Below are 22,428 nucleotides of genomic sequence, written 5' to 3'. Positions count from 1 at the left end.
TACAATTCTGCAAGTTACTGTTTTATCTACGGAACTTAACGGTTTTTCGCCGGTCTTTAGCTACTTCGGACAGGCCGCTTTTGTGAAAAAGCGGCCTTTTTTGTGGGCGATGGAAAAGTGCAGGGCGGCGATAAATTATTTGGGTCGACTACACCTATCGCGAGCAGGCTCACTCCTACAGTGATCGCATTCCTGCAGATAGAACACGGTCACTGTAGGAGTGAGCCTGCTCGCGATAGCGATGGGTCGGTCGCCGTATTAAGCAGACTTGGCCATGATCAACCCGGTCTCACTCGCCGCTTCCAGGCGGATCGCAATGAATTTGGAGGTCGGCGTATGACTGCCATCCCCAGTGCTTTCCAGCGGCACCAGCGGATTCACTTCCGGGTAATACGCAGCAGCCTGCCCGGCAGGAATATCAAACGCCAACAGCGTGAAGCCCTTCACGCGACGCTCGCGACCATCGTCCCAGATCGACACGATGTCAGCCTTCTGCCCGGGCCGGAAGCCCAGGCGAATGATGTCGGCCTCGTTGGCGAACAACACGTCACGCTGACCTTTGACCCCGCGATAACGGTCGTCGAGGCCGTAAATCGTGGTGTTGTACTGATCGTGGGAGCGCATCGATTGCAGGATCAGATCCGGCAGTTGCCCGGTGGCGCGGGTGCGTTCGTGCACGAGGTCTTTCGGCAACAGGTTCGCGCGGAAATTGGCGCGGCCTGACGGCGTATTCCACTTGCGCGCACCGGCGCTGTTGCCGAGGTAGAAACCGCCCGGATTCTTGATCTTCTCGTTGAACTCCTTGAAGTTCGGGATGGTGTCGGCAATCAACTCGCGGATACGCCCGTAATCGGCCACCAGCCAGTTCCAGTCCACCGGTTTGCTGCCAAGGGTGGCGGCGGCGATGCCGGCAATGATCGATGGCTCCGAACGCATCTGGTTCGACAGCGGCTGCAACTGACCGTTGGAGGCGTGGACCATGCTGAACGAGTCTTCCACGGTGACCGCTTGCGGACCTTCGGTCTGGATGTCGATGTCGGTACGACCGAGGCACGGCAGGATCAACGCGTCTTTGCCGTGAGCCAAGTGGCTGCGGTTGAGTTTGGTGCTGATCTGCACGGTCAGGTCGCAATTGCTCAGCGCCTCGAACGTGCGTGGGCTGTCCGGCGTGGCTTGGGCGAAGTTGCCGCCCAGACCGATAAAGACTTTGGCGCGGCCCTCGGCCATCGCATGGATTGCCTCGACCACGTTGTGGCCGTTGTGACGTGGCACCTTGAACTGGAAGCGCCGCTCAAGCGAATCGAGGAACGCCACGGGCGGACGTTCGTTGATGCCCATCGTGCGGTCGCCCTGCACGTTACTGTGGCCGCGCACCGGGCACAGGCCGGCGCCCGGCTTGCCGATGTTGCCGCGCAGCAGCATCAAGTTGGCGATTTCCTGGATAGTCGGCACCGAATGGCGGTGCTGGGTGATGCCCATCGCCCAGCACATAATCACGTTTTTGCCTTTGGCGTACATGCGCGCGGCTTGCTCGATCTCCACGAGGGTCAGGCCGGACTGCGCGACAATCTGTTCCCACGGCGTGTCGTCGACGACGCCGAGGTACTCCAGTACGTTGGCGCTGTGGGCATTGAGGAAGTCGTGATCGAACACCGCTGGCGCACCGGCCTTCTGCGCGTCGCGCTCCCACTGCAGGAGGAACTTGGCCATGCCGCGCAGCACGGCCATGTCGCCGCCGAGTGCCGGACGGAAGTAGGCGGTGTTGGTCGGTTTGTCGCCGTTGGTGAGCATTTCGATCGGGTGTTGCGGATGCTGGAAACGCTCCAGACCGCGCTCTTTCAGCGGATTGACGCAGGCCACCTGAGCGCCGCGTTTCACCGCTTCACGCAGCGGTTCAAGCATGCGCGGGTGGTTGGTGCCAGGGTTCTGGCCCCAGACGAAAATCGCGTCAGCGTGTTCGAAATCGTCGAAGGTCACGGTGCCTTTGCCGACGCCGACACTTTGCGCCAGTGCGACACCGCTGGCCTCGTGACACATGTTCGAGCAATCAGGGAAGTTGTTGGTGCCGTAGGCGCGCACGAACAACTGATACAGGTACGCCGCTTCGTTGCTGGCGCGGCCCGAAGTGTAGAACTCGGCCTGATCCGGGCTCGACAAGCCTTGCAGGTGTTTGCCGATCAGCGCGTAAGCATCGTCCCAACTGATCGCTTTGTAGCGGTCGGTTTCGGCGTCGTAGACCATCGGCTCGGTCAGGCGACCCTGATATTCGAGCCAGTAATCGCTCTGTTCCAGCAATGAAGTCACGCTGTGCTTGGCGAAGAACTTGGCGTCCACACGACGTTTGGTCGCTTCCCAGTTCACCGCTTTGGCGCCGTTCTCGCAGAACTTGACCATGCCGCTTTCCGGCGAATCGCCCCACGCACAACCCGGGCAGTCGAAGCCGCCGTTCTGATTGGTCTTGAGCATCATGCGCAGGTTTTTCAGCGCGTTGTCGCTGGTCAACCAGGCCTGAGCCACACTGATCAGGGCACCCCAGCCGCCGGCTGCGCCTTTATAGGGCTTGTAGCGCGGGACAGGTTTCTGGTCGGCTTGATGATGTTGGCTCACGCTTGATTCTCCATCGCGGGGCTATACACCCGCGGCGCATTTTTCTGCGGCAGGTGGATGAGATTGAGGTTGTGGCGCCGTGCCCATTGCACGGCAAGACCCGTCGGTGCGGACAGGCTGACCAGGGTCTGGATGCCGGCGCGCAAGACTTTCTGGATCAATTCGAGACTGCAACGACTGGTGACAATCGCCAGGCCGCCGTCTGTGGATATCTTCTGGCGGATCAGCCCGCCGATCAGTTTGTCGAGCGCGTTGTGCCGGCCGATGTCTTCGCGCCCCAGCAGCAATTCACCGCTGGCATTCATGAACACCGCCGCATGCACCGCACCGCAATGCTGACCGAGTGGCTGGAACGCGCCGATGCGCTGGCGCAGACCGTCGAGCCATTCAATCGGTGGCAATGGCGCACCGGGCAATACCTTGAGGTCCGGCAACGCCTGTTCCACGGCTTCGACGCCGCAAAGGCCGCAACCGCTGGTGCCGGCCAGTTGCCGACGCTGGGTCTTGAGATTCCAGAAAGCGCGATTGGCGATGGTCACTTGTGCGTATTGCGCCGAACCTGCACCGCTCAGTTGCAGGTCATAAATGTCGCTGGCGTCCTCGATGATGCCGCTGCCCAGGCTGAAGCCGACGATGAAGTCTTCAAGGTCAGTCGGCGTCACCAGCATGACTGCCTGACTGATGCCGTTGTAGGCGATCGCCAATGCGACTTCCTCGGCCAGCGCGGTGCTGGCCGATTCCTCACGGGGTAGATCGCTGTAGCTGTAGGTCTGGCTGGCGGCGGGCGCGGGCGTTTCGAGTGCAGGCGCCGCGCAGGCTGGGCGCTTGGCGTTCATGGCATCACCAACGGATTGATCAACGTTAAGACTAGGCGCGGCAAGTTGTCGCGTCTAATCGCTACTGTCGATCCATTGATAGATGCCGTCGATCAAGGGCCGATTGGTGATTCCTGATACAGCGCGAAACAGGCTTCGGCCAGCGCCGAACGCGGGGCGCTGCGACGCATGATCAGCCCCAGTGGCGCAAGGGTTTGCGCGTTTTCGATGGGTTGCAGGCGCAGATGATCGGTAAGTTTTTCCAGTCCGCCGTCCAGCGGCATGATCGCGCAGCAAAAGCCCCCATGCACGGCTTGTAACAATTGATGGACGGCATCGGTTTGCAGCAATGGCTGCGGGGTCAGGCCACGACTGTGGAAGTTATGGTCGATGGATTGGCGAAAATGCATGCCGCTGGTGAGCATGCCCAACGGCAGCTCGATCAGCGATTGCCAGCTCAACGGCGCCTCGCCGAAGGTGAAGGAGCGCTGATCGTAGAGCAGGCCCATGCGGGTTTCGCTGAAGGCCAGGGATTCGAACCGCTCTTGATCCAGACGATCCAGATAGGACACACCGAGGTCGATGCGGTTGTTTGCCAGATGCTCAAGGATCTGTTCGGAACTCAGCGCCGAAAGGTCGAAGCGCAGATTCGGATGCGCGGCGTGCAAGCGTTGCATCAGCGGTAACGGATCGAAACTCGACAGCGGCACGACCCCAAGCCGCAGTGTGCCGATGAGGTTGCCGCGACACGCTGCCGCTTCGGCGTGTAAGCCGTCATAAGCCGCCAGCACCGACCGCGCCCACGCCAGCACCCGTTCGCCCGGCGCGGTAAAGCCTTCGAAACGCTGGCCACGGTTGACCAGTGGCAGGTCGAGTTCTTCTTCAAGGCTGCGCAGGCGCATCGACAGGGTCGGCTGGGTGATGTGGCAACGTGCGGCGGCCTGGCCAAAGTGGCGGGTTTCGTCGAGGGCGATGAGGAATTTCAGCTGCTTGATGTCCATCTTCGCTCCGGAGGGTGTAGGCGGGAGGGCGATTCTAACGCTCGCGGGGTGGCAGGGTCATTGGTCGGGTTGGAACCGGGTTTGTCCGGTGTGGTCTAGGCTTGGACGTCTGGAACCCAAATCAAGGAGTGTGCGCTATGAGTCTTTTGAGCTTTGTGAAAGAAGCCGGTGAGAAGCTGATCGATCTGCTGACCCCGGGCAATGCCAATGCCAGCGAGCAGTTGAAGGAACACATCAGCAAGGTCGGGCTGGGCAATCCGAATGTTCAGGCGACCGTGGACGGCGACAAGGTGACGGTCACTGGTGAGGTGGCAAGTCAGGAAGAGAAAGAGAAGATTCTGCTGGCGGTGGGCAATATTGCCGGGGTTGGTAGTGTTGATGACCAGATCACCGTGAGCGGGCCGGTGGTGGCTGCTGCGCGTTTTGTCGTGGTGGAAGAAGGCGACACCCTTAGCGCGATTTCTCTGGCGGTGTATGGCAACGCCAACCAGTACAAGAAAATCTTCGAGGCGAACAAGCCGATGCTCAAGCATGAGGACAAGATCTATCCGGGGCAGACGCTGCGTATCCCTGAATAATCTGCAAGATCCTGTGGTGAGGGGATTTATCCCCGATCGGCTGCGCAGCAGTCGCAGAAAAGCCGGGGCCGCTGCGCAGCCCATCGGGGATAAATCCCCTCGCCACAATGGATCGTCTACAGGCCTGAGATCAGCTCGCGGTAATCCTCGACTGCGTCAAATTCGGCGGTATCTTTCGGGCCTTTGCGGCTATCGGGCTCTTTGACGGCGAGCAAATGCGCCACACCGAAATCCCGCGCACTGCGCAGAATCGGCAAGGTGTCGTCGATAAACAGGCTGCGTGCCGGATCAAAATCGATATCCGCTTGCAGGGCGTCCCAGAACTGCGGGTTCTCCTTCGGGAAACCGTAATCATGCGAGCTGATCAAACGCTCGAAATAGGGCGCCAGTTCAATCCGTTCCAGCTTCAACGATAACGAATCACGGTGCGCGTTGGTGATCATGATCACCCGTTTGCCGGCCCGTTTGAGTGCCTCCAGAAACGTATCCGCATCCGGGCGCAAGGCGATCAGGTGCGCGGTTTCCTGTTTCAGTTCGCGCACCGACAGCTTCAACTCTGTGCTCCAGAAGTCCAGGCAGTACCACTGCAATTGTCCGGCATGGCGCTCGAACAGCGGCTGCAACTCCATCTCGGCCATGGCCCGGCTGACCCCGTGCAGTTCGGCGTAACGCTGGGGCAGGTGTTCGAGCCAGAAATGGTTGTCGAAGTGCAGATCCAGCAGCGTGCCGTCCATGTCCAGCAGAACGGTATCGATGTCGGACCAGGGTAATGAAGGCATGGCAACGTCTCGAACGGTAGAAAGATATCCGACATAAACAATCGGGAAAGCCGCGTTATAGTAGCGCGTTCACGCCAAGGAGCTTTGCATGCGCCAGAAACCCACTGTACTCGCCCGCGAGATCGTCGCCACCAGTCGCCTGTTTTGCGTCGAAGAACTGAAGCTGCGTTTTTCCAATGGCGTTGAGCGCACCTACGAGCGTCTGGTCGGCAAAGGTGCGGGCTACGGCGCGGTGATGATCGTGGCGATGCTCGATGCCGAGCATGCAGTGTTGGTCGAGGAGTATTGCGGCGGCACTGACGAATACGAATTGTCCTTGCCCAAAGGCCTGATCGAGCCGGGTGAGGATGTACTGGCGGCGGCCGAGCGTGAGCTCAAGGAAGAAGCCGGTTTCGGCGCGCGGCAACTGGAGCATCTGACCGAGCTGTCGTTGTCGCCCGGTTACATGAGCCAGAAGATTCAAGTGGTACTGGCCACCGATTTGTACGAGGAACGTCTGGAGGGCGACGAGCCCGAGCCGATGCGTGTCGACAAGGTCAATCTGCGCGAGTTGTCGGCGCTGGCGCTGAATCCGCAGTTTTCCGAAGGTCGCGCCTTGGCGGCCCTTTATTTGACCCGTGACCTGCTGAGTCAGCGCGGTGTTTTCAGTTATGAGTGAGCACTTGATGAATTTCCCCAACCCGTTGATGGCCCCCGTGGTTGAGCTGGCATTGCGAGCGGGCGAGGCGATTTTGCCGTTCTGGCGCTCTGGCGTTGAAGTCACGGCCAAGTCCGATGACTCGCCGGTGACCGCCGCCGACCTGGCAGCGCACCACCTGATCGTTGCCGGACTGACGGCGCTCGATCCGAGCATCCCGATCCTGTCCGAAGAGGACGCCAACATCCCGCAAAGCGTACGGGCCGGTTGGCAGCGCTGGTGGCTGGTGGATCCGCTGGATGGCACCAAGGAGTTCATCAGCGGCAGCGAAGAATTCACCGTCAATATCGCGCTGATTGAAAACGGGCGCGTAGTGTTTGGTGTGGTGTCGATGCCGACCAGTGGTCGTTTCTATGTCGGTGGTAGCGGGTTCGGTGCCTGGCGTTGCGACAAGGGCGGCACGCCGGTCTCGATTCAAGTGCGTGATGTGCCAGGCCCGGGTGACGCGTTCACCGTGGTCGCCAGCCGTCGACATTCCAGTCCCGAGCAGGAACGCCTGCTGGCCGGATTGAGTGCGAATCTGGGTGAGCTGCAATTGGCGAATATCGGCAGTTCGTTGAAGTTTTGTCTGGTGGCTGAGGGCGCGGCGGATTGCTATCCGCGACTGGCGCCGACTTCGCAGTGGGACACGGCGGCGGCACAGGGCGTGCTGGAAGGCGCGGGCGGTGAAGTGTTGGATTTGCGCGGTAATGCGTTCTGTTATCCGGCGCGGGAATCACTGCGGAACGAGTTCTTTCTGGCGCTACCGGCGAAGGCTGCGTGGCGGGCGAGATTGTTGGCGTTGGCCCGTTCCTGAGCAATATAAAACCCTGTGGCGAGGGAGCTTGCTCCCGCTGGAGACCGTAGGGTTCCCAATGGCATGCGTGCGCAGATCCCGGTTGATCTAATTGGCCGGTTTTGGGGCTGCTACGCAGCCCAGCGGGAGCAAGCTCCCTCGCCACAAAAACATCCGATTGGCGGGTTTTATCGGTGCAGAACGTACTGCCCGCTAAACCTCACCGCATCCTCATCACTGCCCGCATTCACAATCCGCGTATTCAGCGTCAGCCGCGCCCGCCCATAGCGCTGGTACATCGCCAGAAATTTTTTCCACGTCGCCGCACTTGGTGCCGAGCAAATCGCCGTGGCATCTCCCGTCACCGGCAGTGGGTAGCTGATCTGTCCCTCCTGAATGACGATGTGCCCGTCCTTGATCCCTTCTTCCTTCAGGCGCAAATGCAACCAGCCCCAACCGGCCAGCACCGCGCCGCAGTAGAGGCTGCCGCCGAACATGGTGCTCTTGTGATTGACGTTGGGATCCAGCGGCAAGTGCAGACTCAACTGCTGTTCCCGCCAGTCGAGCACTTTCAGGCCCATGTCCCGGGTCAGGGGGATGTCGTGATGGAGAACGGACTCCAGATATTGGCTGTGATCGGTCATTCGTTCTCTTCCCCATGGCTGCTGTCGCCAAAGTTGAGGCCATGCTTGCGCAACTTGTCGTGCAAGGTCTTGCGCGGAATGCCCAGCGCTTCGGCGAGGCTGCGCACGGAGCTGTGGGAGCGCGCCAGTTCAGCGGCAATCAACGACCTCTCGAAGTTTTCCACTTGCTCGCTGAGCCCGCCGCCGATGACTTCCACGGTAGCAGCGCCGTCGGCTCCACTGTTGTCCAGCGCCAGTTCCAGGCCGAGGGCGAAACGCTCGGCGGCGTTCTGCAATTCGCGGACGTTGCCCGGCCAGGTGTGGCGCAACAGCAAGGCGCGTTGTGCCGGTTGCAATTCATGGGGCGGCAAACCGTGACGGGCGCTGGCTTCATCGGCGTAGTGCTGAAACAGCACCAGCGCATCTTCGCCACGTTCGCGCAGCGGTGGAATGCGCAGCGGCGCGACATTGAGGCGGTAATACAAGTCGGCGCGGAAACGGCCCTGATCGGCGGCTTGACGCAAGTCTTCCTTGGTCGCGGCGATCACGCGGATGTCCAGCGGGATCAGTTGATTGCCGCCCAGGCGTTCGACGACGCGCTCCTGCAGCATGCGCAGCAACTTCACTTGCACGTCCATGCTCATGCTTTCGATTTCATCCAGGAACAGCGTGCCGCCATTGGCGAATTCAAACTTGCCGATCCGGCGTTTTTGCGCGCCGGTGAACGCACCGGGTTCGTGGCCGAACAGTTCGCTTTCCACCACCGATTCAGCCAGCGCACCGGCGTTGATCGCCACGAACGGGCCGTTGCGGCGGCTCGACAAGTCGTGCAATGCACGGGCGACCACCTCTTTGCCGGCGCCGGTTTCGCCGAGAATCAGCACGTCAGCCTTGGTCGCCGCCAACGCACCGATCTGCTCACGCAATCGCAACATTGGGGTCGAGTGGCCGACCAATCGCGCGCTCAGTTCATTGCGGTCGCTGAGGGCCAGACGCAGGCTGCGGTTATCCAGCACCAAGCGGCGCAAGGCCAGGGCGCGGCGCACGCTGTCGAGCAGGGCGTCGCTGGCGAAGGGTTTTTCGAGGAAGTCGTAGGCGCCTGCGCGCATGGCCTGTACGGCCAGCGGCACATCGCCGTGGCCAGTGATCAGCAGCACCGGCAGTTCGGGGTCCTGGGCGTGCAACTCGCTCAACAGTTCCAGACCGTCCATGCCCGGCATGCGAATGTCACTGACCACCACGCCGGGCCAGTCACGCTCCAGTTGCGCGGCCAGGCCTTTGGCTTCGGACAACTGAAGAATTTTCAGGCCGGCCAGATCCAGTGTCTGGCCGAGGGCCTGACGCAGGTGCGGATCGTCGTCGATCAACACCACCTGAATGCGATTGTCGATGGTCATGCACTTCGATCCTCGGACGGTTGCAGGCTGACCCCGGGCGCACCGGCGCGCAGCCGCAGGGTAATCAAGGCGCCGCCCTGCTTGTGGTTGGCGAACGACAGTTCACCACCGAAGGCGCGCATCAGCGTTTCACAAATGGCCAATCCCAAACCAAGGCCTTGCGTGCGGGTCTTGGTGGTATAGAAAGGCTCGCTGGCGCGGCCGAGGGCTTCCATGCAGAACCCCGGGCCGTTGTCGCGAATGTACAGATTGACGCCCTCGGCGGTGGATTCGGCACTCAGCCACAATTTGCGCGGCGGGCCTTTTTCGGTGAGAGCGTCGAGGGCGTTGGCCAGGAGGTTGCCGAGCACCTGGCGCAAGCGGGTTTCGCCGGCCTCGACCCACAACGTGGCAGCGGGCAGATCGCGAATCAGCTCGACCTCCATGCTGCGGCGACGTTTGGCCAGCAAGGCCAGTGCATCGTCCAGCGCCGGTTGCAGGGCGACGCTTTCCGGCGCGTGGCGATCGCGGCGAGCGAAGGCGCGCAGATGGGCGATGATCGAGGCCATGCGCCCGGTCAGTTCGCTGATCAGTTTGAGGTTGCCACGCGCGTCGTCGGTGCGCTGATGATCGAGCAGCACTTCGGCGTTTTCTGCGTAGCTGCGAATCGCCGCCAGCGGTTGATTGAGTTCGTGACTGATGCTCGCCGACATCGTGCCCAGTGCTGAGAGTTTGCCGGCCTGCACCAGATCATCCTGGGCACGCACCAGTTCCTGTTGGGCCTGTTCGCGCTCCAGCACTTCCTGTTTCAGGCGACGGTTGAGGCCCTCGAGGTCGCTGGTGCGTTCGGCCACCCGACCTTCCAGCTCCCGTCGCGCCTTGGCTTCGAAGGCGATGCGTTCCAGATAGTGGCGGCGGCGCTGCATCATCAGACCGAGCAACAGCATCACCACTAACAGCGTCGCGCCGCCGATCGCCACCACGGTGCGCACCGGTCGGTCGATCAGCGTGCGCGGAGCAAGGATGCTGACGCTCCAGCCGGTTTCAGCGATGTCGTGGGTCTGGGTCAGCCAGGCATCGGGGCTGAGACTCAGCGGACGCGGTTCGCGGGTCGGGTAAGGCTGGATCGCGGTGATCGCCGAGCGCTCGGCGTCACTCAAGACGCGTGTCGAACGGAATCGCCATTCCGGACGCGAGGTGAGGATGACCACGCCGTTATGGTCGGTCACCAGCAGTTGTTCCGGGGTTTTGCCCCACAGACTTTCGGTATGGTCGAGGTCGACCTTGATCACCAGCACACCGATGATTTTTTCGCCGTTGCGCACGGCGGCGGCGAAGAAGTAACCGCGTTTGGCAGACGTCGTGCCAAGACCGAAGAAGCGTCCGAGGCGCCCGGCCATGGCTTCGCTGAAATACGGACGGAACGAGAAATTGCGGCCGACGAAGCTGTCGTGTTTGTCCCAGTTCGACGCCGCCAGGGTTTGCCCGGTGGTGTCCATCAGGTACATGACTTCGGCGCCGGTCTGCGCACTGATGTTTTTCAGCAGGCGGTTGGCATTGCCTTGGGTGACGCCATCGTCCGGCGCGCCGAGTACCGCGCGCAGGGCCGGCAAGTCGCCGAGGATCTGCGGCAACACTTCATAGCGGTGCAGGGTGCCCAGCAGGTTAGCGACGTACAGGTCGAGCGTCTGGCGGTTCTGCCCGGCCAGTTCGCTGCGGTAATAGCGCTCGGCCAGATGTTCCAGAGGCCACAGCAGCGGCGCCAGACACAGGGCCAGCAGGGCGAGGCTGCGCCAGCGAGGTCTGCGGGGGAGAGATGGTTTCATGAGCGTGCGCCTGTGGGGACAGGCGCATTATGCCTAGGCTCAGGCGAAGACGTCAGCGTCCTTGAGCAGCGCCGCTGCCTGATCCTTGGCCGACAGCTTCGGCGCTTCGTCCAACTGCCAGTCGATACCCAAAGCAGGGTCGTCCCAGCGAATGCTGCGCTCGGACGAAGGGTCGTAATAGTTGGTGGTCTTGTAGAGGAACTCAGCGAACTCGCTCAACACCACGAAGCCGTGGGCGAAACCTTCCGGCACCCACAGTTGACGGTGGTTTTCCGCCGACAGACGCACGGCCACCGACTTGCCGAAGTGCGGTGAGCTGCGGCGGATGTCCACGGCCACATCGAGCACTTCGCCGACAGTCACGCGTACCAGTTTGCCCTGGGTGTTTTGCAGTTGGTAATGCAGGCCACGCAGCACGCCTTTTTGCGAGCGCGAATGGTTGTCCTGAACGAATTGAGTGTCCAGGCCGGTGGCGTCCTGGAAGGACTTGGCGTTGAAACTCTCGTAGAAGAAACCGCGCTCGTCACCAAACACCTTCGGTTCGATGATCAGAACACCGGGCAAATCGGTGGTGATTACATTCATGAGGATTTCCATAGACAGGTTTGAATGGCTGACATTCTTGCGCAAAGTGCCGGCGGATGCGAGCGCTCGAATAACCACGATCAGGGGTTGCGCATCCTCTGAAGCAATGGCGATATAGGCGCCTAATAAAATTTCAGGGGTCGTTTCATGCCGCTCGCCACGTTGATTCATCGCGCCAGTTTGCCCAGTCCGCAGGTTTCTGCCGAGCAGGCCCAGCAATGGCTGGCAGAGCATTACGGGCTCAGCGGCACGTTGCAGGCGCTTGGTAGCCAGCAGGATCTCAACTACCGCGTCGACAGTGCGCGCGGGCGATTTGTCCTGAAAATCTGTCGTGGCGATTACGCTCTCGTTGAATTGCAGGCCCAGCACGCCGGGCTGAAATATCTGGCCGAACATTCTCAGGTAAATGTGCCACGGGTGATTGCGGCCAATAACGGCGAGGATTTGCTGTCGCTGGAAGTCGACGGTGAAGCGGTGCATGTGCGGCTGCTGGATTACATCGAAGGCCAGTCGCTGACTCATCTCGATCATTTGGGCAACACAGTAGTGGCCGGGTTTGGCCGGCTCTGTGGCGAGATGGATCTGGCGCTGGCCGGCTTCGAGCATCCGGGTCTTGAGCGCACGCTGCAGTGGGACGCACGCCATGCCAGTGCATTGATCAGTCATCTGCTGCCGGTGATCAAGGATGAGCAGCAACGTGCGCTGATTGCCGATGCCGCCGAACAGGCCGAGCGTCGCTTGCAGCCCTTGCTCGACAAACTGCCGGTGCAGGCCATCCACATGGACATCACCGATGACAACGTAGTCTGGCAGCGCGACGCCCAGCGTCACTGGCAATTGCAGGGTGTCATCGATTTTGGCGATCTGATACGCACGTGGCGCATCACCGATCTGTCAGTGACTTGCGCGGCATTGCTGCATCACGCCGGCGGTGATCCATTCGTGATTTTGCCGGCGGTTCAGGCTTATCACTCGGTCAATCCGCTGCAACGCGAAGAACTGCAAGCGCTGTGGCCATTGATCGTCGCGCGTGCAGCGGTGCTGGTGCTCAGTGGCGAGCAGCAGGTCAGCATCGACCCAGGCAATGCCTATAGCCGCGACAATCTCACCCACGAGTGGGAGATTTTCCGTGTCGCGACATCGGTGCCACTGGCGTTGATGGAGGCGGCGATCGTGACGGCGGTGGGGCAGACTTTGCCGACGATCAACGGCGAAGGTTTTGCGCCCTTGCTTCCGGGTCTGGTCGGGCGCGAATTTGCGCTGATCGACCTTGGCGTTCTCAGTCCACATTTCGAGGCCGGCAACTGGGAGCAGGCAGGCATCGATCAGCGTCTGCTGACCGAAGCGGCGGCGGCCCATGGCCTGGCGGCGAGCCGTTACGGTCAGTACCGTTTGTCACGCACCCGGCCGGACAGCGCCGAGGAATCGGAGACCTTCCCGTTGCACGTTGAATTGCGCGTGCCCACCGGCACAACGGTCGAAGCGCCGTTTGCCGGTGTGCTGCATCAATCGGCGGACGGCGTGCTGCAACTTGATGGCCCGCAGCTCAGTGTGCGCCTGTGGGGCGTGGCGCCTTCGCTGCACAGCGGCGCGGCGCTGGTCAAAGGTCAGGTGCTGGGCGCGGTCAGCGGGCCGTTGATCGTGCAGTTGAGCCGAGGCGCGCAACTGCACGCGCCGCTGTTCTGCACGCCCACCCGTGCCCCGGCGTGGCAGGCACTGTGCCCATCGCCCGCCGCGTTGTTAGGGCTGGCCTGCGATGCCGAGCCGGAGCTGGACGCGAAAACCCTGCTCGAACGCCGCGATGCCAGTTTCGCCCGCACGCAGAAACACTATTACGTCGACCCGCCGCGCATCGAACGCGGCTGGCGCAATCACCTGATCGACATGCAGGGCCGCTCCTATCTCGACATGCTCAACAACGTCGCGGTGCTCGGTCACGGTCACCCGCGCATGGCTGCAGTCGCGGCGCGGCAGTGGTCGTTGCTCAACACCAACTCGCGCTTCAACTATGCGGCGGTCGCCGAGTTTTCCGAGCGCTTGTTGAAGCTTGCGCCGCAAGGCATGGACCGGGTGTTTCTGGTCAACAGCGGCAGCGAGGCCAATGACCTGGCGATTCGTCTGGCGTGGGCCTACAGCGGCGGGCGCGACATGATCAGCGTGCTGGAGGCCTATCACGGCTGGACGGTCGGCGCCGATGCAGTATCGACGTCGATTGCCGACAACCCGAAAGCCCTCGAAAGTCGCCCGGACTGGGTGCATCCAGTTCCGGCGCCGAACATGTATCGCGGTGAATTCCGTGGCCTCGATTCAGCGCCGGACTACGTGCGCAGTGTCGAGCATCATCTGGCAAAAATCGCCGAGCAGAAACGTCAACTGGCCGGGTTCATCTGCGAACCGGTGTACGGCAATGCCGGTGGTATTTCGCTGCCTCCGGGTTATCTGCAAGCGGTCTATGCGAAGGTCCGCGCGCAGGGCGGCGTGTGTATTGCCGATGAAGTGCAGGTCGGTTACGGGCGCATGGGCCATTTTTTCTGGGGCTTCGAAGAGCAAGGCGTGGTCCCGGACATCATCACCATGGCCAAAGGCATGGGTAACGGCCAGCCACTGGGTGCAGTCATCACCCGCCGGGAGATCGCCGAAGCGCTGGAGGCGGAAGGCTACTTCTTCTCCTCGGCTGGCGGCAGTCCGGTGAGCTGTCAGATCGGCATGGCGGTGCTGGATGTCATGGAAGAAGAGAAACTCTGGGAAAACGCGCAGGTGGTCGGTGGCCACTTCAAGGCGCGACTCGAAGCGTTGATCGATAAACATCCGCTGGTGGGCGCGGTGCACGGTTCCGGGTTCTATCTCGGGCTGGAGTTGATTCGCAATCGCCAGACGCTGGAGCCGGCGACCGAGGAGACTGCGTTGCTCTGCGATCGCCTGCGCGAGCTGGGCATTTTCATGCAGCCGACCGGCGATGACTTGAACATCCTCAAGATCAAACCGCCGATGGTGACCTCGCGCCGAAGTGTCGACTTCTTTGTCGACATGCTTGATCGGGTGCTCATCGAAGGCCTGTAAATCGCCTATCCCCTGTAGGAGCTGCCGCAGGCTGCGATCTTTTGATTCTGTTTTTGAAAAGCCGAATCAAAGGATCGCAGCCTTCGGCAGCTCCTACATAAGGCAGATTTATATCGGCTATTTTTGGAGTTTTTTAGATGGAAGGTTGATTGGTAGCTTCTAAAGCCGATATTTATCGGCTATAAAGTCGCCATTGCTCCGGCATGGCGATGTCTGTCCGGTGCGCGCGTTTTTTCTTTTCGGTCGAATTCTCGACCGTCAAAGCACTTGCCCGGAGATGATTCATGAGCCGTATCGTTACCGTCGCCGCCACTCAGATGGCCTGTTCCTGGGATCTGCAAGCCAACCTCGAAATCGCGGAAAGGCTGGTGCGTGAAGCCGCCGCCACAGGCGCGCAGATCATCCTGATCCAGGAGTTGTTCGAGGCGCCGTACTTCTGCCAGAAGCCGAACCCGGACTATCTGCAACTGGCGACGACGGTGGAAGAAAACGTCGCGATCAAGCATTTCCAGAAAATCGCCAAAGAGCTGCAGGTGGTACTGCCGATCAGCTTCTACGAACTGGCCGGCCGTGCGCGTTTCAACAGCATCGCGATCATTGATGCTGACGGCAGCAACCTCGGGATTTATCGTAAAAGCCATATCCCGGACGGCCCGGGCTACCACGAGAAGTACTACTTCAACCCGGGCGACACCGGTTTCAAAGTGTGGAACACCCGTTACGCGAAAATCGGCGTCGGCATCTGCTGGGATCAGTGGTTCCCGGAAGCGGCGCGTGCGATGGCGTTGCAAGGTGCGGAAATCCTTTTCTATCCAACTGCAATCGGCAGCGAGCCGCACGACAAGACCATCTCGTCGCGCGATCACTGGCAGCGCGTGCAGCAGGGCCATGCCGGCGCCAACCTGATGCCGTTGATCGCCAGCAACCGCATCGGCAACGAAGAACAGGACGGCTACGACATCACGTTCTACGGTTCGTCGTTCATTGCCAACCAGTTCGGTGAAAAAGTGCAGGAGCTGAATAAAACCGAAGAAGGTATTCTTGTGCACACTTTCAACCTCGACGAGCTCGAACATATTCGCAGCGCGTGGGGTTCATTCCGTGACCGCCGGCCGAACCTGTACGGCGCGTTGAAAACCCTCGACGGTTCCCTGGAGTCCTGATCCCGATGACCACATTGAAAAGTACCCCGCGCGCCGACGGCTTCTACATGCCGGCCGAGTGGGCCGCACAAACCCAGACCTGGATGATCTGGCCGGAGCGCCCGGACAACTGGCGTCTGGGCGGCAAGCCGGCGCAAGCCGCCCACGCAGCAGTGGCCAAGGCCATCGCTCGTTTCGAACCGGTGACCGTGGCGGTGTCCGCCGGCCAGTACGAAAACGCCCGCGCACGTCTCGACGTGCCGAATATTCGCGTGGTCGAAATGTCCAGCGATGACGCCTGGGTACGCGACAGCGGCCCGACGTTCGTCATCAACAACAGCGGCGAAGTGCGCGGTGTGAACTGGGACTTCAACGCCTGGGGTGGTTTCGACGGCGGTCTCTATTCGCCGTGGAATCGTGATTCGCAGGTCGGCGGCAAGATCCTCGAAATCGAGCGCAGCCCGCGTTATCGCACCGAAGGTTTTGTGCTTGAGGGCGGCTCGATTCACGTCGACGGCGAAGGCACTCTGATCACCACCGAAGAATGCCTGCTCAACCGCAATCGCAACCCGCACCTGGGCCGCGAAGAAATCGAAGCGGTGCTCAGCGCCAATCTGTCTGTGGATAAAATCATCTGGCTGCCGGACGGTTTGTTCAACGACGAAACCGACGGTCATGTGGATAACTTCTGCTGCTACGTGCGTCCGGGCGAAGTGTTGCTGGCGTGGACCGATGATCCACAGGGTCCGAACTACCCGCGCTGCCAAGCGGCGATGAAAGTGCTGGAAAGCAGCACTGACGCCAAGGGACGCCCATTCACGGTGCACAAGATGCCGATTCCGGGGCCGCTGTTCGCCACTGAAGAAGAGTGCGCCGGTGTTGATCCGGTGGACGGTACGCAGGAGCGTAATCCGTCCGTGCGCCTGGCCGGCTCCTACGTGAACTTCCTGATCGTCAACGGCGGCATCATCGCTCCTAGCTTTGATGATCCGATGGATGCTCCGGCCCGGGAAATCCTGCAGAACCTGTTCCCGCAACACGAAGTGGTGATGGTGCCGGGCCGTGAACTGTTACTGGGTGGCGGCAATATTCACTGCCTGACCCAACAGCAGCCAGCGCCGCACAAAGAGTGAGTTGAGTCGTAACAGCTTGAGTTGATTAACAAATCAGCCGGGCAATGATTAGCTCGCTATGTAAGTGAACAAGCCCGCAGCCCGCAAGGACTGCGGGCTTCTTTGTATCCGCTTGTCGACAAATCGGAAACCTTGGCATAGCTCTTGTATCGGTCCAGGGGCACTAGGGAGAGGGAGGAACTTCAACAGTTCTGTCATAAACCTTGGATAACTTAGCCGCTCACGAACGGGGAGAGAGCGCTGAAATGAACGCCGAAGTGAACGTAGTCAGCGAGCGGACGTTGCATCCCATGGCCGTAAACGGCGAATCGCTCCAGATTGTCGCGCACTTTTTGAAGTCCAATGGAACGCGTCAGATCAGGGAAGCTGATCCGCGCCGGATGATGATCGAGCGCTACCCCGCTGGCCTGTTCAGCGAGGCCGAACTGGAAGCGTTATGGGCTGTGATGGAAGGATAAGAAAAACAACAGGGATTATTGAAAGCGCTGCCGGGATGGCGGCGCTTTTTTATGCACGACACAAAACCCTTTGTAGGAGTGAGCCTGCTCGCGATTGCTATCTGTCAGTCGCCATAAATATCAACTGACACACCGCTATCGCGAGCAGGCTCACTCCTACAGGTATTGGGTTGAATCAGAAGGAATAGGTACCGGTCATCACCACGCTGCGCGGTGCGCCCGGCTGGATCTGATACTGGCTGGTCGCCGACGCGTAATACTCGCGATCGGTGATGTTGTTGAGTGCCGTGCGCAGATCCCAGTCCTTGAAGCGATAACCGACCAGCGCATCCCAACGGCCATAACCCGGCAGCACCGTGGTATTGGCGTTATCGGCATAACGTTGGCCAACAAGGGTCAAACCGGTTTCGCCGTACCAGCCCATTTCCGGTTTCCAGGTCAGGAACAGGCTGCCGTTGTGCTTGGCAACGTTGTTGATGCGTTTGCCTTCCAGACCGTTGTTGTCCTTTTCAATTTTCGCATCTTGCATACCGATACCACCGCGCATGTACCAGTTACCGACGATGTTACCGGTGGCGGTCAGTTCGATCCCGCGTGAACGTTGCAGGCCGGACATCACCGTCAGCGTCGGATCATTTGGATCGCTGGTGCGGCGGTTGTAGAGCTCGAGGTCATAGATCGCCAGCGTGGTGCTCAAACGATCATTGAGCCAATCACTCTTCACACCGATTTCTTTTTGCTTGGTCAGCTCGGGGCTCAGGTCGTTGGTGTTGCCGGCCGCACCCGGGGTGATGCCGATCAGACCGCCGCCCACCGGCGAGAAGGTCTTCGACCAGGAGGCGTAGAACGAGTGATTCTGCAACGGCGTCCAGACCAGGCCCACGCGTGGGCTGGTGCTGTGGCTGTCGCGGTCTTCGGAAATGTTCTTGAGTTTGTTGGTCGACTCGATATCAAACGTGTCGTAGCGCAAGCCGCCGAGCAATTGCCACTGATCGTTCAGGCGCAGTTGATCCTGCACATACACCGCACGGCTTTCGACTTCGGTGTGGCTGTCACTGAATACTTGCATGCTGCCCGTATGGCGCAGCTCGCGGTTGGGGTTGAACAGGTCAAGTGACGGCACAGGCTGCGCGCCCGGAGTCTTGCCGGTCGCGGCGTTGTACAGCTTCGGATCGCGGCGCTGGCTACCGATCTCGACGCCGGTCAACAGGCGATGCTCCAGGCCAAACGTGTCGAAACCGCCTTCCAGCTCAAGGTAGTTGTAGACGTTGCGGGTGGTCAGGTCCTGCTGCCAGTGCTGGCGTGTCACCTTGTTGGTCGACGGGGTGTAACCGGTCAGGTAGGTGTTGTCGAAATCACTGTCGAGCTTGAACACACCGAGGGTCTGGCGCAGTTGCCAGTTGTCGTTGATCTCGTAGGTGAGTTTCGAACGCAGCGATTGCGACTTGTCGTCGATGAAGTCGTGATCGTTGCCATAGGTTGTGTCGCGGCCGACATCGGCCGGACGTCCGTTGACACCCGGAATGCCGCGATCTGGCGTGCGGTTGTAGCGGCTGTATTCGTATTGCACCAGCCAACTCAGGTCGGGGGTCAGTTGCCAGCTCATCGACGGTGCGAACAGTTGGCGGTTGCCGCTGACGCCGTCGCGGAAACTGTTTTCATCCATGTTGCCCATGTTCAGACGCAGGCTGATGTTTTCGCTCGGATCAGTGCTGAGGTCGGCGTAAAGGCTGCGCAAATCTTCGCTACCGCCTTGGGCTTCGATGGTCGAGCGACGGCCTGCTTCAGGCGCCTTGCTGACGCGGTTGACGATTCCGCCCTGACTGCCACGGCCGTACAACACGGCGGCCGGACCTTTGAGCACCTCAACGCGTTCGATGTTGTGCAGGTCGCGCTTGTATTGGCTGTCGTCGCGGATGCCGTCCAGATAGAAGTCGTTGCTGGCGTCGAAGCCGCGAATGCGCAGGCTGTCGAAACGCGTATCGGCGCTGCTGCTGACGTTGGGCATGCCGCTCAAGGCATCGCCGATGTCGTTGGTGCCGTAGTTGGCAACGTTCGACGTCTTGATCGAATCAATGGCCTGCGGTACGTAGCGCACCGGAGTCGATGTGCGGGTTGCGGTGTTGCTGACTTTTACGCGCGGGTCTTCGCTGTCGATTTCGGACTCGGCACTAATCGCCGTTGCCGGCAATATCGTAGGAGATGCGTAGGAAAAACCGGCGGAGAGCAGAGCAGAAAGACCAATGCTGTAGGAACTAAAGCGCGATGGGGCAGGCATTTGCAGAAAACATCCGTAGGAATTTTGGGCTGTAGCGTGTAGGGGATGCGGATGGTAATGCTTGCTATTTACTTTCGTTAATTATTCTTGAAAAGTTCCTTGGCTCGATTGTTTCAATTTGTGTCTTATCGGACACAATCTGACCGTTCGGACAATTCGTCCGATTCACGAAACAGACTGAAAGCCATTCCGGCGTTTTTCCGCAACAAGTTGAGGACTAGTCTGCCGGCATCGATGTTTCCCACTTTCCTGCCGGAGCTTACTGATGATCCTTCACTACATTTACGATCCGCTGTGCGGCTGGTGCTACGGCGCCAAACCCTTGGTCCAGGCGGCACAGCCAGTACTGCGAGTGATCGCGCATGCGGGCGGGATGATGAGTGGCGCCAACCGCCAGCGCGTCTCGCCGCAATTGCGCAATTACGTCATGCCCCATGATCGGCGCATTGGCGAATACACCGGACAACCCTTTGGCGAGGCCTATTTCGAAGGCTTGCTGCGTGATGACACGGCGGTTTTCGATTCGACGCCACCGATCGCTGCCGTCATGGCGGCAGAGTCAGTCGACGGTCGAGGTCTTGAGCTACTCGGGTGTTTGCAAACGGCGCATTACCTGGAAGGGCGGCGGATTGCCGATGAGTCTGTACTTGTCGAACTCGCCGGTCAGATGGGCTATGCCGGTGAAGTGTTTCACACGGCGTTCAAATCCGTGGATACCGAACAACATATAAAAGCCAGTCGCGCACTGTTGGCTCAACTTGGCGGCCAGGGTTTTCCGACGTTCGCACTAGAACGGGACGGGCAGTTCACGTTGATCGACATCAGCCCCTGGTTGGGCAAGCCACAAGCCTTCGCCGATTGGTTAGGGGAGGCCGTTGAGGTCGATGAGGCGGGCGAATCGTCAGCGCTCTGCGGCCTTGATGGCTGTGCGTGAAACGCCTTGATTCACTGGCTGGCGGCATTTCAGAGCAAGGAGTCAGCGCAAAATTTACGATTCTTAGACGATTTTTGCCTATTTAAAGACGATTCTTGAAATTGACACATAGTTCGGGGCGCAGCTACGATTCGGCCCAACGCCTGTGGCCAACCGCCATGACTCAAAATAAGGAGCAGGCCCGCCATGGCATTGTCGTGGGCGGGTCTTTTTGTTTCGGGGTGAATAAAAGAGTGCAATAAGCGCCGTTTCAGCCGTTCGACACAGCGCGTTTCAACCCGTAATAAGGAAAACAAAATGTTGAACAAGCGGATCAGTCTGATCGCATTGGGGATGTTGAGCGCCACTTCGGCCATGGCTAACGACCAGGCCGAGTCCAAGGGGTTTCAAGAAGACAGCAGCCTGAAAGTGCTGCTGCGCAATGCCTACATCAATCGTGACTACAAAGACGGTAACAAAGATAAATCCGAGTGGGGCCAAGCGGCCATCGGTACGTTCTCGTCCGGTTTCACCCAGGGCACCGTGGGTGTCGGTGTGGATGCCTTCGGTCTATACGCACTGAACCTGGAGCGCAGCGAAGATCGTAGCGGCGCCCAAGGTATCGACTTCTTCAAGAAGGGCGACAGTGGCCACCCGGCCAACGACCTGTCCAAGGGTGGCGCGGCGGTCAAATTCCGTCTGTCCAGCACCACGCTGACCTACGGCGACCAGATGCCGGCCCTGCCGGTGCTGAACTACGACAACTCGCGCCTGCTGCCAGAAAGCTACACCGGTACTTTGATCACTTCCAAAGAGATCAAAGGCCTGGAGCTGAACGCCGGTCGCTTCACCGCTGAATCGCGCAAGAGCGCTGAAGGCCGTGACAGTGGTGGTCTGAAGTCGATCAACGTGTTGGGCGGTAGCTACCAGTTCACCGAACGGTTCAAGGCTGCGCTGTACGCTTCCGATGTTGAAGACGTGCTGAAGAAGCAATACGTGAACGCCAACTACGTGTTCCCGATCAACAAGGATCAATCCCTGACTCTGGACTTCAACGGCTATCGCACCAAGCTGGACGACTCCTACGTCCGTCAGACTGGTGCTACCGGTGACGACAACAAGATCTGGAGCCTGGCAGCGACGTTCGCGACCGGCCCGCACTCGTTCACCGTGGCGCATCAGCGTTCCACTGGCGATAGCAACCTGGGCTACGCCTACGGCGGCTACCAGAAAGACCAGGGTCGTGTCGGCGACGGTGGCAACACCATCTACCTTGCCAACTCCTACTGGTCGGACTTCAACGCTGAAGACGAGCGCAGCTGGCAGCTGGGCTACGGTCTGGACTTCGGCGCATTCGGCGTACCGGGTCTGAGCTACAACGTCGCTTACGTGCGTGGCGACAATATCACCACCGCGACCACCACCGGCGGTACCGAGCGTGAGATCTTCAACCAGATCAAATACGTTGTGCAAAGTGGTCCGGCCAAAGACCTCAGCGTGAAGTTGCGTAGCTCGATTCTGCGCGTTTCGCAGAAATCCGCCGACTACAACAGCAGCGGCAACGAGCTGCGTGTGTTCGTGGATTACCCGATCAACATCTTCTGATGCCTGATCAAGTGTAAGAAACATGAGAAAAGCCCCGACCGGTTCGGGGTTTTTTTTCGACGGTTTTTCGATGAAAACCGGAAAAAACCCGTGTTTTTGTCATGTGAAAGTTGTTTTCAGGGTGCTTCAAACGCCGTTTCAAACAGGGCTTTAAATGCCTGAAATTCTTTCTCATGG

The 22,428-nt window shown here is 59.9% G+C and carries 18 protein-coding genes; 9 read left to right on the top strand and 9 right to left on the bottom strand.

The genetic code is table 11. The features are described from left to right. Window positions 1–258: 258 nt before the first annotated feature. The 3 genes from JFT86_RS05045 to JFT86_RS05035 all read right to left on the bottom strand — a co-directional run bounded on the left by JFT86_RS05045 (window position 259) and on the right by JFT86_RS05035 (window position 4,423). A complete protein-coding gene (locus tag JFT86_RS05045; RefSeq protein ID WP_201235971.1) occupies window positions 259–2,607 on the bottom strand; it encodes an FdhF/YdeP family oxidoreductase in 2,349 nt (782 codons plus the stop codon). After that, entirely contained in the window at window positions 2,604–3,443 is an 840-nt protein-coding gene (gene fdhD / locus JFT86_RS05040) for a formate dehydrogenase accessory sulfurtransferase FdhD (RefSeq protein ID WP_201235970.1), read from the bottom strand. The genes JFT86_RS05045 and fdhD overlap by 4 nt, the downstream gene beginning before the upstream one ends. A gap of 92 nt (window positions 3,444–3,535) precedes the next feature. Next, window positions 3,536–4,423, bottom strand: a complete 888-nt coding sequence (locus tag JFT86_RS05035) for a LysR family transcriptional regulator (RefSeq protein ID WP_201235969.1) — start codon at window positions 4,421–4,423, stop codon at window positions 3,536–3,538. Between the two features lie 137 nt (window positions 4,424–4,560). Here JFT86_RS05035 and lysM point away from each other — a divergent pair, with 137 nt between their 5' ends. Further along, window positions 4,561–5,001, top strand: a complete 441-nt coding sequence (gene lysM, locus JFT86_RS05030; protein ID WP_201235968.1) for a peptidoglycan-binding protein LysM — start codon at window positions 4,561–4,563, stop codon at window positions 4,999–5,001. Between the two features lie 116 nt (window positions 5,002–5,117). Here the strand turns inward: lysM and yrfG are convergent, their stop codons facing one another. Then, complete coding sequence (gene yrfG / locus JFT86_RS05025; RefSeq protein WP_201235967.1) at window positions 5,118–5,780, bottom strand: GMP/IMP nucleotidase; 663 nt, start codon at window positions 5,778–5,780, stop codon at window positions 5,118–5,120. Between the two features lie 88 nt (window positions 5,781–5,868). On the opposite strand from yrfG, the gene nudE reads away from it, so the two are divergent. Both nudE and cysQ read left to right on the top strand, forming a co-directional pair. Further along, window positions 5,869–6,438, top strand: a complete 570-nt coding sequence (gene nudE / locus JFT86_RS05020; protein ID WP_095190590.1) for an ADP compounds hydrolase NudE — start codon at window positions 5,869–5,871, stop codon at window positions 6,436–6,438. A gap of 7 nt (window positions 6,439–6,445) precedes the next feature. Then, on the top strand, window positions 6,446–7,273 hold the full coding sequence (gene cysQ, locus JFT86_RS05015) for a 3'(2'),5'-bisphosphate nucleotidase CysQ (RefSeq protein ID WP_201235966.1): 828 nt from the start codon (window positions 6,446–6,448) through the stop codon (window positions 7,271–7,273). 167 nt (window positions 7,274–7,440) lie between these two features. Here the strand turns inward: cysQ and JFT86_RS05010 are convergent, their stop codons facing one another. From JFT86_RS05010 to rfbC, 4 genes are read right to left on the bottom strand one after another with little or no spacing between them, the layout of a single operon-like run. Next, entirely contained in the window at window positions 7,441–7,896 is a 456-nt protein-coding gene (locus JFT86_RS05010; RefSeq protein WP_201235965.1) for a thioesterase domain-containing protein, read from the bottom strand. Next, entirely contained in the window at window positions 7,893–9,272 is a 1,380-nt protein-coding gene (locus tag JFT86_RS05005) for a sigma-54 dependent transcriptional regulator (RefSeq protein WP_201235964.1), read from the bottom strand. Before JFT86_RS05005 ends, JFT86_RS05010 begins: the two co-directional genes overlap by 4 nt. Beyond that, window positions 9,269–11,077, bottom strand: a complete 1,809-nt coding sequence (locus tag JFT86_RS05000; RefSeq protein ID WP_201235963.1) for an ATP-binding protein — start codon at window positions 11,075–11,077, stop codon at window positions 9,269–9,271. The genes JFT86_RS05005 and JFT86_RS05000 overlap by 4 nt, the downstream gene beginning before the upstream one ends. A 39-nt stretch (window positions 11,078–11,116) precedes the next feature. Next, window positions 11,117–11,662 carry a dTDP-4-dehydrorhamnose 3,5-epimerase gene (rfbC, locus tag JFT86_RS04995; RefSeq protein ID WP_127925462.1) on the bottom strand — a complete coding sequence of 182 codons (546 nt, stop codon included), beginning with the start codon at window positions 11,660–11,662 and terminating at the stop codon, window positions 11,117–11,119. A 147-nt stretch (window positions 11,663–11,809) separates the two neighbouring features. On the opposite strand from rfbC, the gene JFT86_RS04990 reads away from it, so the two are divergent. From JFT86_RS04990 to JFT86_RS04975, 4 genes are all read left to right on the top strand, one after another. Beyond that, window positions 11,810–14,722, top strand: coding sequence for an aminotransferase (locus tag JFT86_RS04990; protein WP_201235962.1), 2,913 nt, complete (start codon window positions 11,810–11,812; stop codon window positions 14,720–14,722). Between the two features lie 284 nt (window positions 14,723–15,006). Beyond that, window positions 15,007–15,885, top strand: coding sequence for an N-carbamoylputrescine amidase (gene aguB / locus JFT86_RS04985; RefSeq protein ID WP_201235961.1), 879 nt, complete (start codon window positions 15,007–15,009; stop codon window positions 15,883–15,885). Between the two features lie 5 nt (window positions 15,886–15,890). Next, the gene (gene aguA, locus JFT86_RS04980) at window positions 15,891–16,997 is read left to right on the top strand and encodes an agmatine deiminase (protein WP_201235960.1); all 1,107 of its coding nucleotides are present in this window, start codon (window positions 15,891–15,893) and stop codon (window positions 16,995–16,997) included. A 245-nt stretch (window positions 16,998–17,242) separates the two neighbouring features. After that, window positions 17,243–17,455, top strand: a complete 213-nt coding sequence (locus tag JFT86_RS04975; protein ID WP_103304166.1) for a hypothetical protein — start codon at window positions 17,243–17,245, stop codon at window positions 17,453–17,455. 175 nt (window positions 17,456–17,630) lie between these two features. Here the strand turns inward: JFT86_RS04975 and JFT86_RS04970 are convergent, their stop codons facing one another. Further along, window positions 17,631–19,733: a TonB-dependent siderophore receptor gene (locus JFT86_RS04970; protein ID WP_201235959.1), complete on the bottom strand. Its 2,103-nt coding sequence runs from the start codon at window positions 19,731–19,733 to the stop codon at window positions 17,631–17,633. Between the two features lie 265 nt (window positions 19,734–19,998). Here JFT86_RS04970 and JFT86_RS04965 point away from each other — a divergent pair, with 265 nt between their 5' ends. Then, a complete protein-coding gene (locus JFT86_RS04965; RefSeq protein ID WP_201235958.1) occupies window positions 19,999–20,667 on the top strand; it encodes a DsbA family protein in 669 nt (222 codons plus the stop codon). A 297-nt stretch (window positions 20,668–20,964) separates the two neighbouring features. After that, a complete protein-coding gene (locus JFT86_RS04960; RefSeq protein WP_201235957.1) occupies window positions 20,965–22,251 on the top strand; it encodes an OprD family porin in 1,287 nt (428 codons plus the stop codon). The last annotated feature ends 177 nt before the right edge of the window (window positions 22,252–22,428 follow it).

Origin of the sequence: Pseudomonas sp. TH06, from assembly GCF_016651305.1 — a bacterium.
Lineage (GTDB): Bacteria > Pseudomonadota > Gammaproteobacteria > Pseudomonadales > Pseudomonadaceae > Aquipseudomonas.
This window is presented reverse-complemented; position numbering and strand designations above follow the sequence as displayed.

Excerpts from the sequence above, each read along its gene's own strand:
- yrfG (WP_201235967.1), bottom strand. The coding sequence starts at position 5,780 with ATGCCTTCATTACCCTGGTCCGACATCGATACCGTTCTGCTGGACATG.
- JFT86_RS05035 (WP_201235969.1), bottom strand. The coding sequence starts at position 4,423 with ATGGACATCAAGCAGCTGAAATTCCTCATCGCCCTCGACGAAACCCGC.
- JFT86_RS04965 (WP_201235958.1), top strand. The coding sequence starts at position 19,999 with ATGATCCTTCACTACATTTACGATCCGCTGTGCGGCTGGTGCTACGGC.
- lysM (WP_201235968.1), top strand. The coding sequence starts at position 4,561 with ATGAGTCTTTTGAGCTTTGTGAAAGAAGCCGGTGAGAAGCTGATCGAT.
- nudE (WP_095190590.1), top strand. The coding sequence starts at position 5,869 with ATGCGCCAGAAACCCACTGTACTCGCCCGCGAGATCGTCGCCACCAGT.
- cysQ (WP_201235966.1), top strand. The coding sequence starts at position 6,446 with ATGAATTTCCCCAACCCGTTGATGGCCCCCGTGGTTGAGCTGGCATTG.
- JFT86_RS05005 (WP_201235964.1), bottom strand. The coding sequence starts at position 9,272 with ATGACCATCGACAATCGCATTCAGGTGGTGTTGATCGACGACGATCCG.
- JFT86_RS04975 (WP_103304166.1), top strand. The coding sequence starts at position 17,243 with ATGAACGCCGAAGTGAACGTAGTCAGCGAGCGGACGTTGCATCCCATG.
- aguB (WP_201235961.1), top strand. The coding sequence starts at position 15,007 with ATGAGCCGTATCGTTACCGTCGCCGCCACTCAGATGGCCTGTTCCTGG.
- JFT86_RS04960 (WP_201235957.1), top strand. The coding sequence starts at position 20,965 with ATGTTGAACAAGCGGATCAGTCTGATCGCATTGGGGATGTTGAGCGCC.
- JFT86_RS05000 (WP_201235963.1), bottom strand. The coding sequence starts at position 11,077 with ATGAAACCATCTCTCCCCCGCAGACCTCGCTGGCGCAGCCTCGCCCTG.
- aguA (WP_201235960.1), top strand. The coding sequence starts at position 15,891 with ATGACCACATTGAAAAGTACCCCGCGCGCCGACGGCTTCTACATGCCG.
- JFT86_RS05010 (WP_201235965.1), bottom strand. The coding sequence starts at position 7,896 with ATGACCGATCACAGCCAATATCTGGAGTCCGTTCTCCATCACGACATC.
- JFT86_RS04990 (WP_201235962.1), top strand. The coding sequence starts at position 11,810 with ATGCCGCTCGCCACGTTGATTCATCGCGCCAGTTTGCCCAGTCCGCAG.
- JFT86_RS04970 (WP_201235959.1), bottom strand. The coding sequence starts at position 19,733 with ATGCCTGCCCCATCGCGCTTTAGTTCCTACAGCATTGGTCTTTCTGCT.
- rfbC (WP_127925462.1), bottom strand. The coding sequence starts at position 11,662 with ATGAATGTAATCACCACCGATTTGCCCGGTGTTCTGATCATCGAACCG.
- fdhD (WP_201235970.1), bottom strand. The coding sequence starts at position 3,443 with ATGAACGCCAAGCGCCCAGCCTGCGCGGCGCCTGCACTCGAAACGCCC.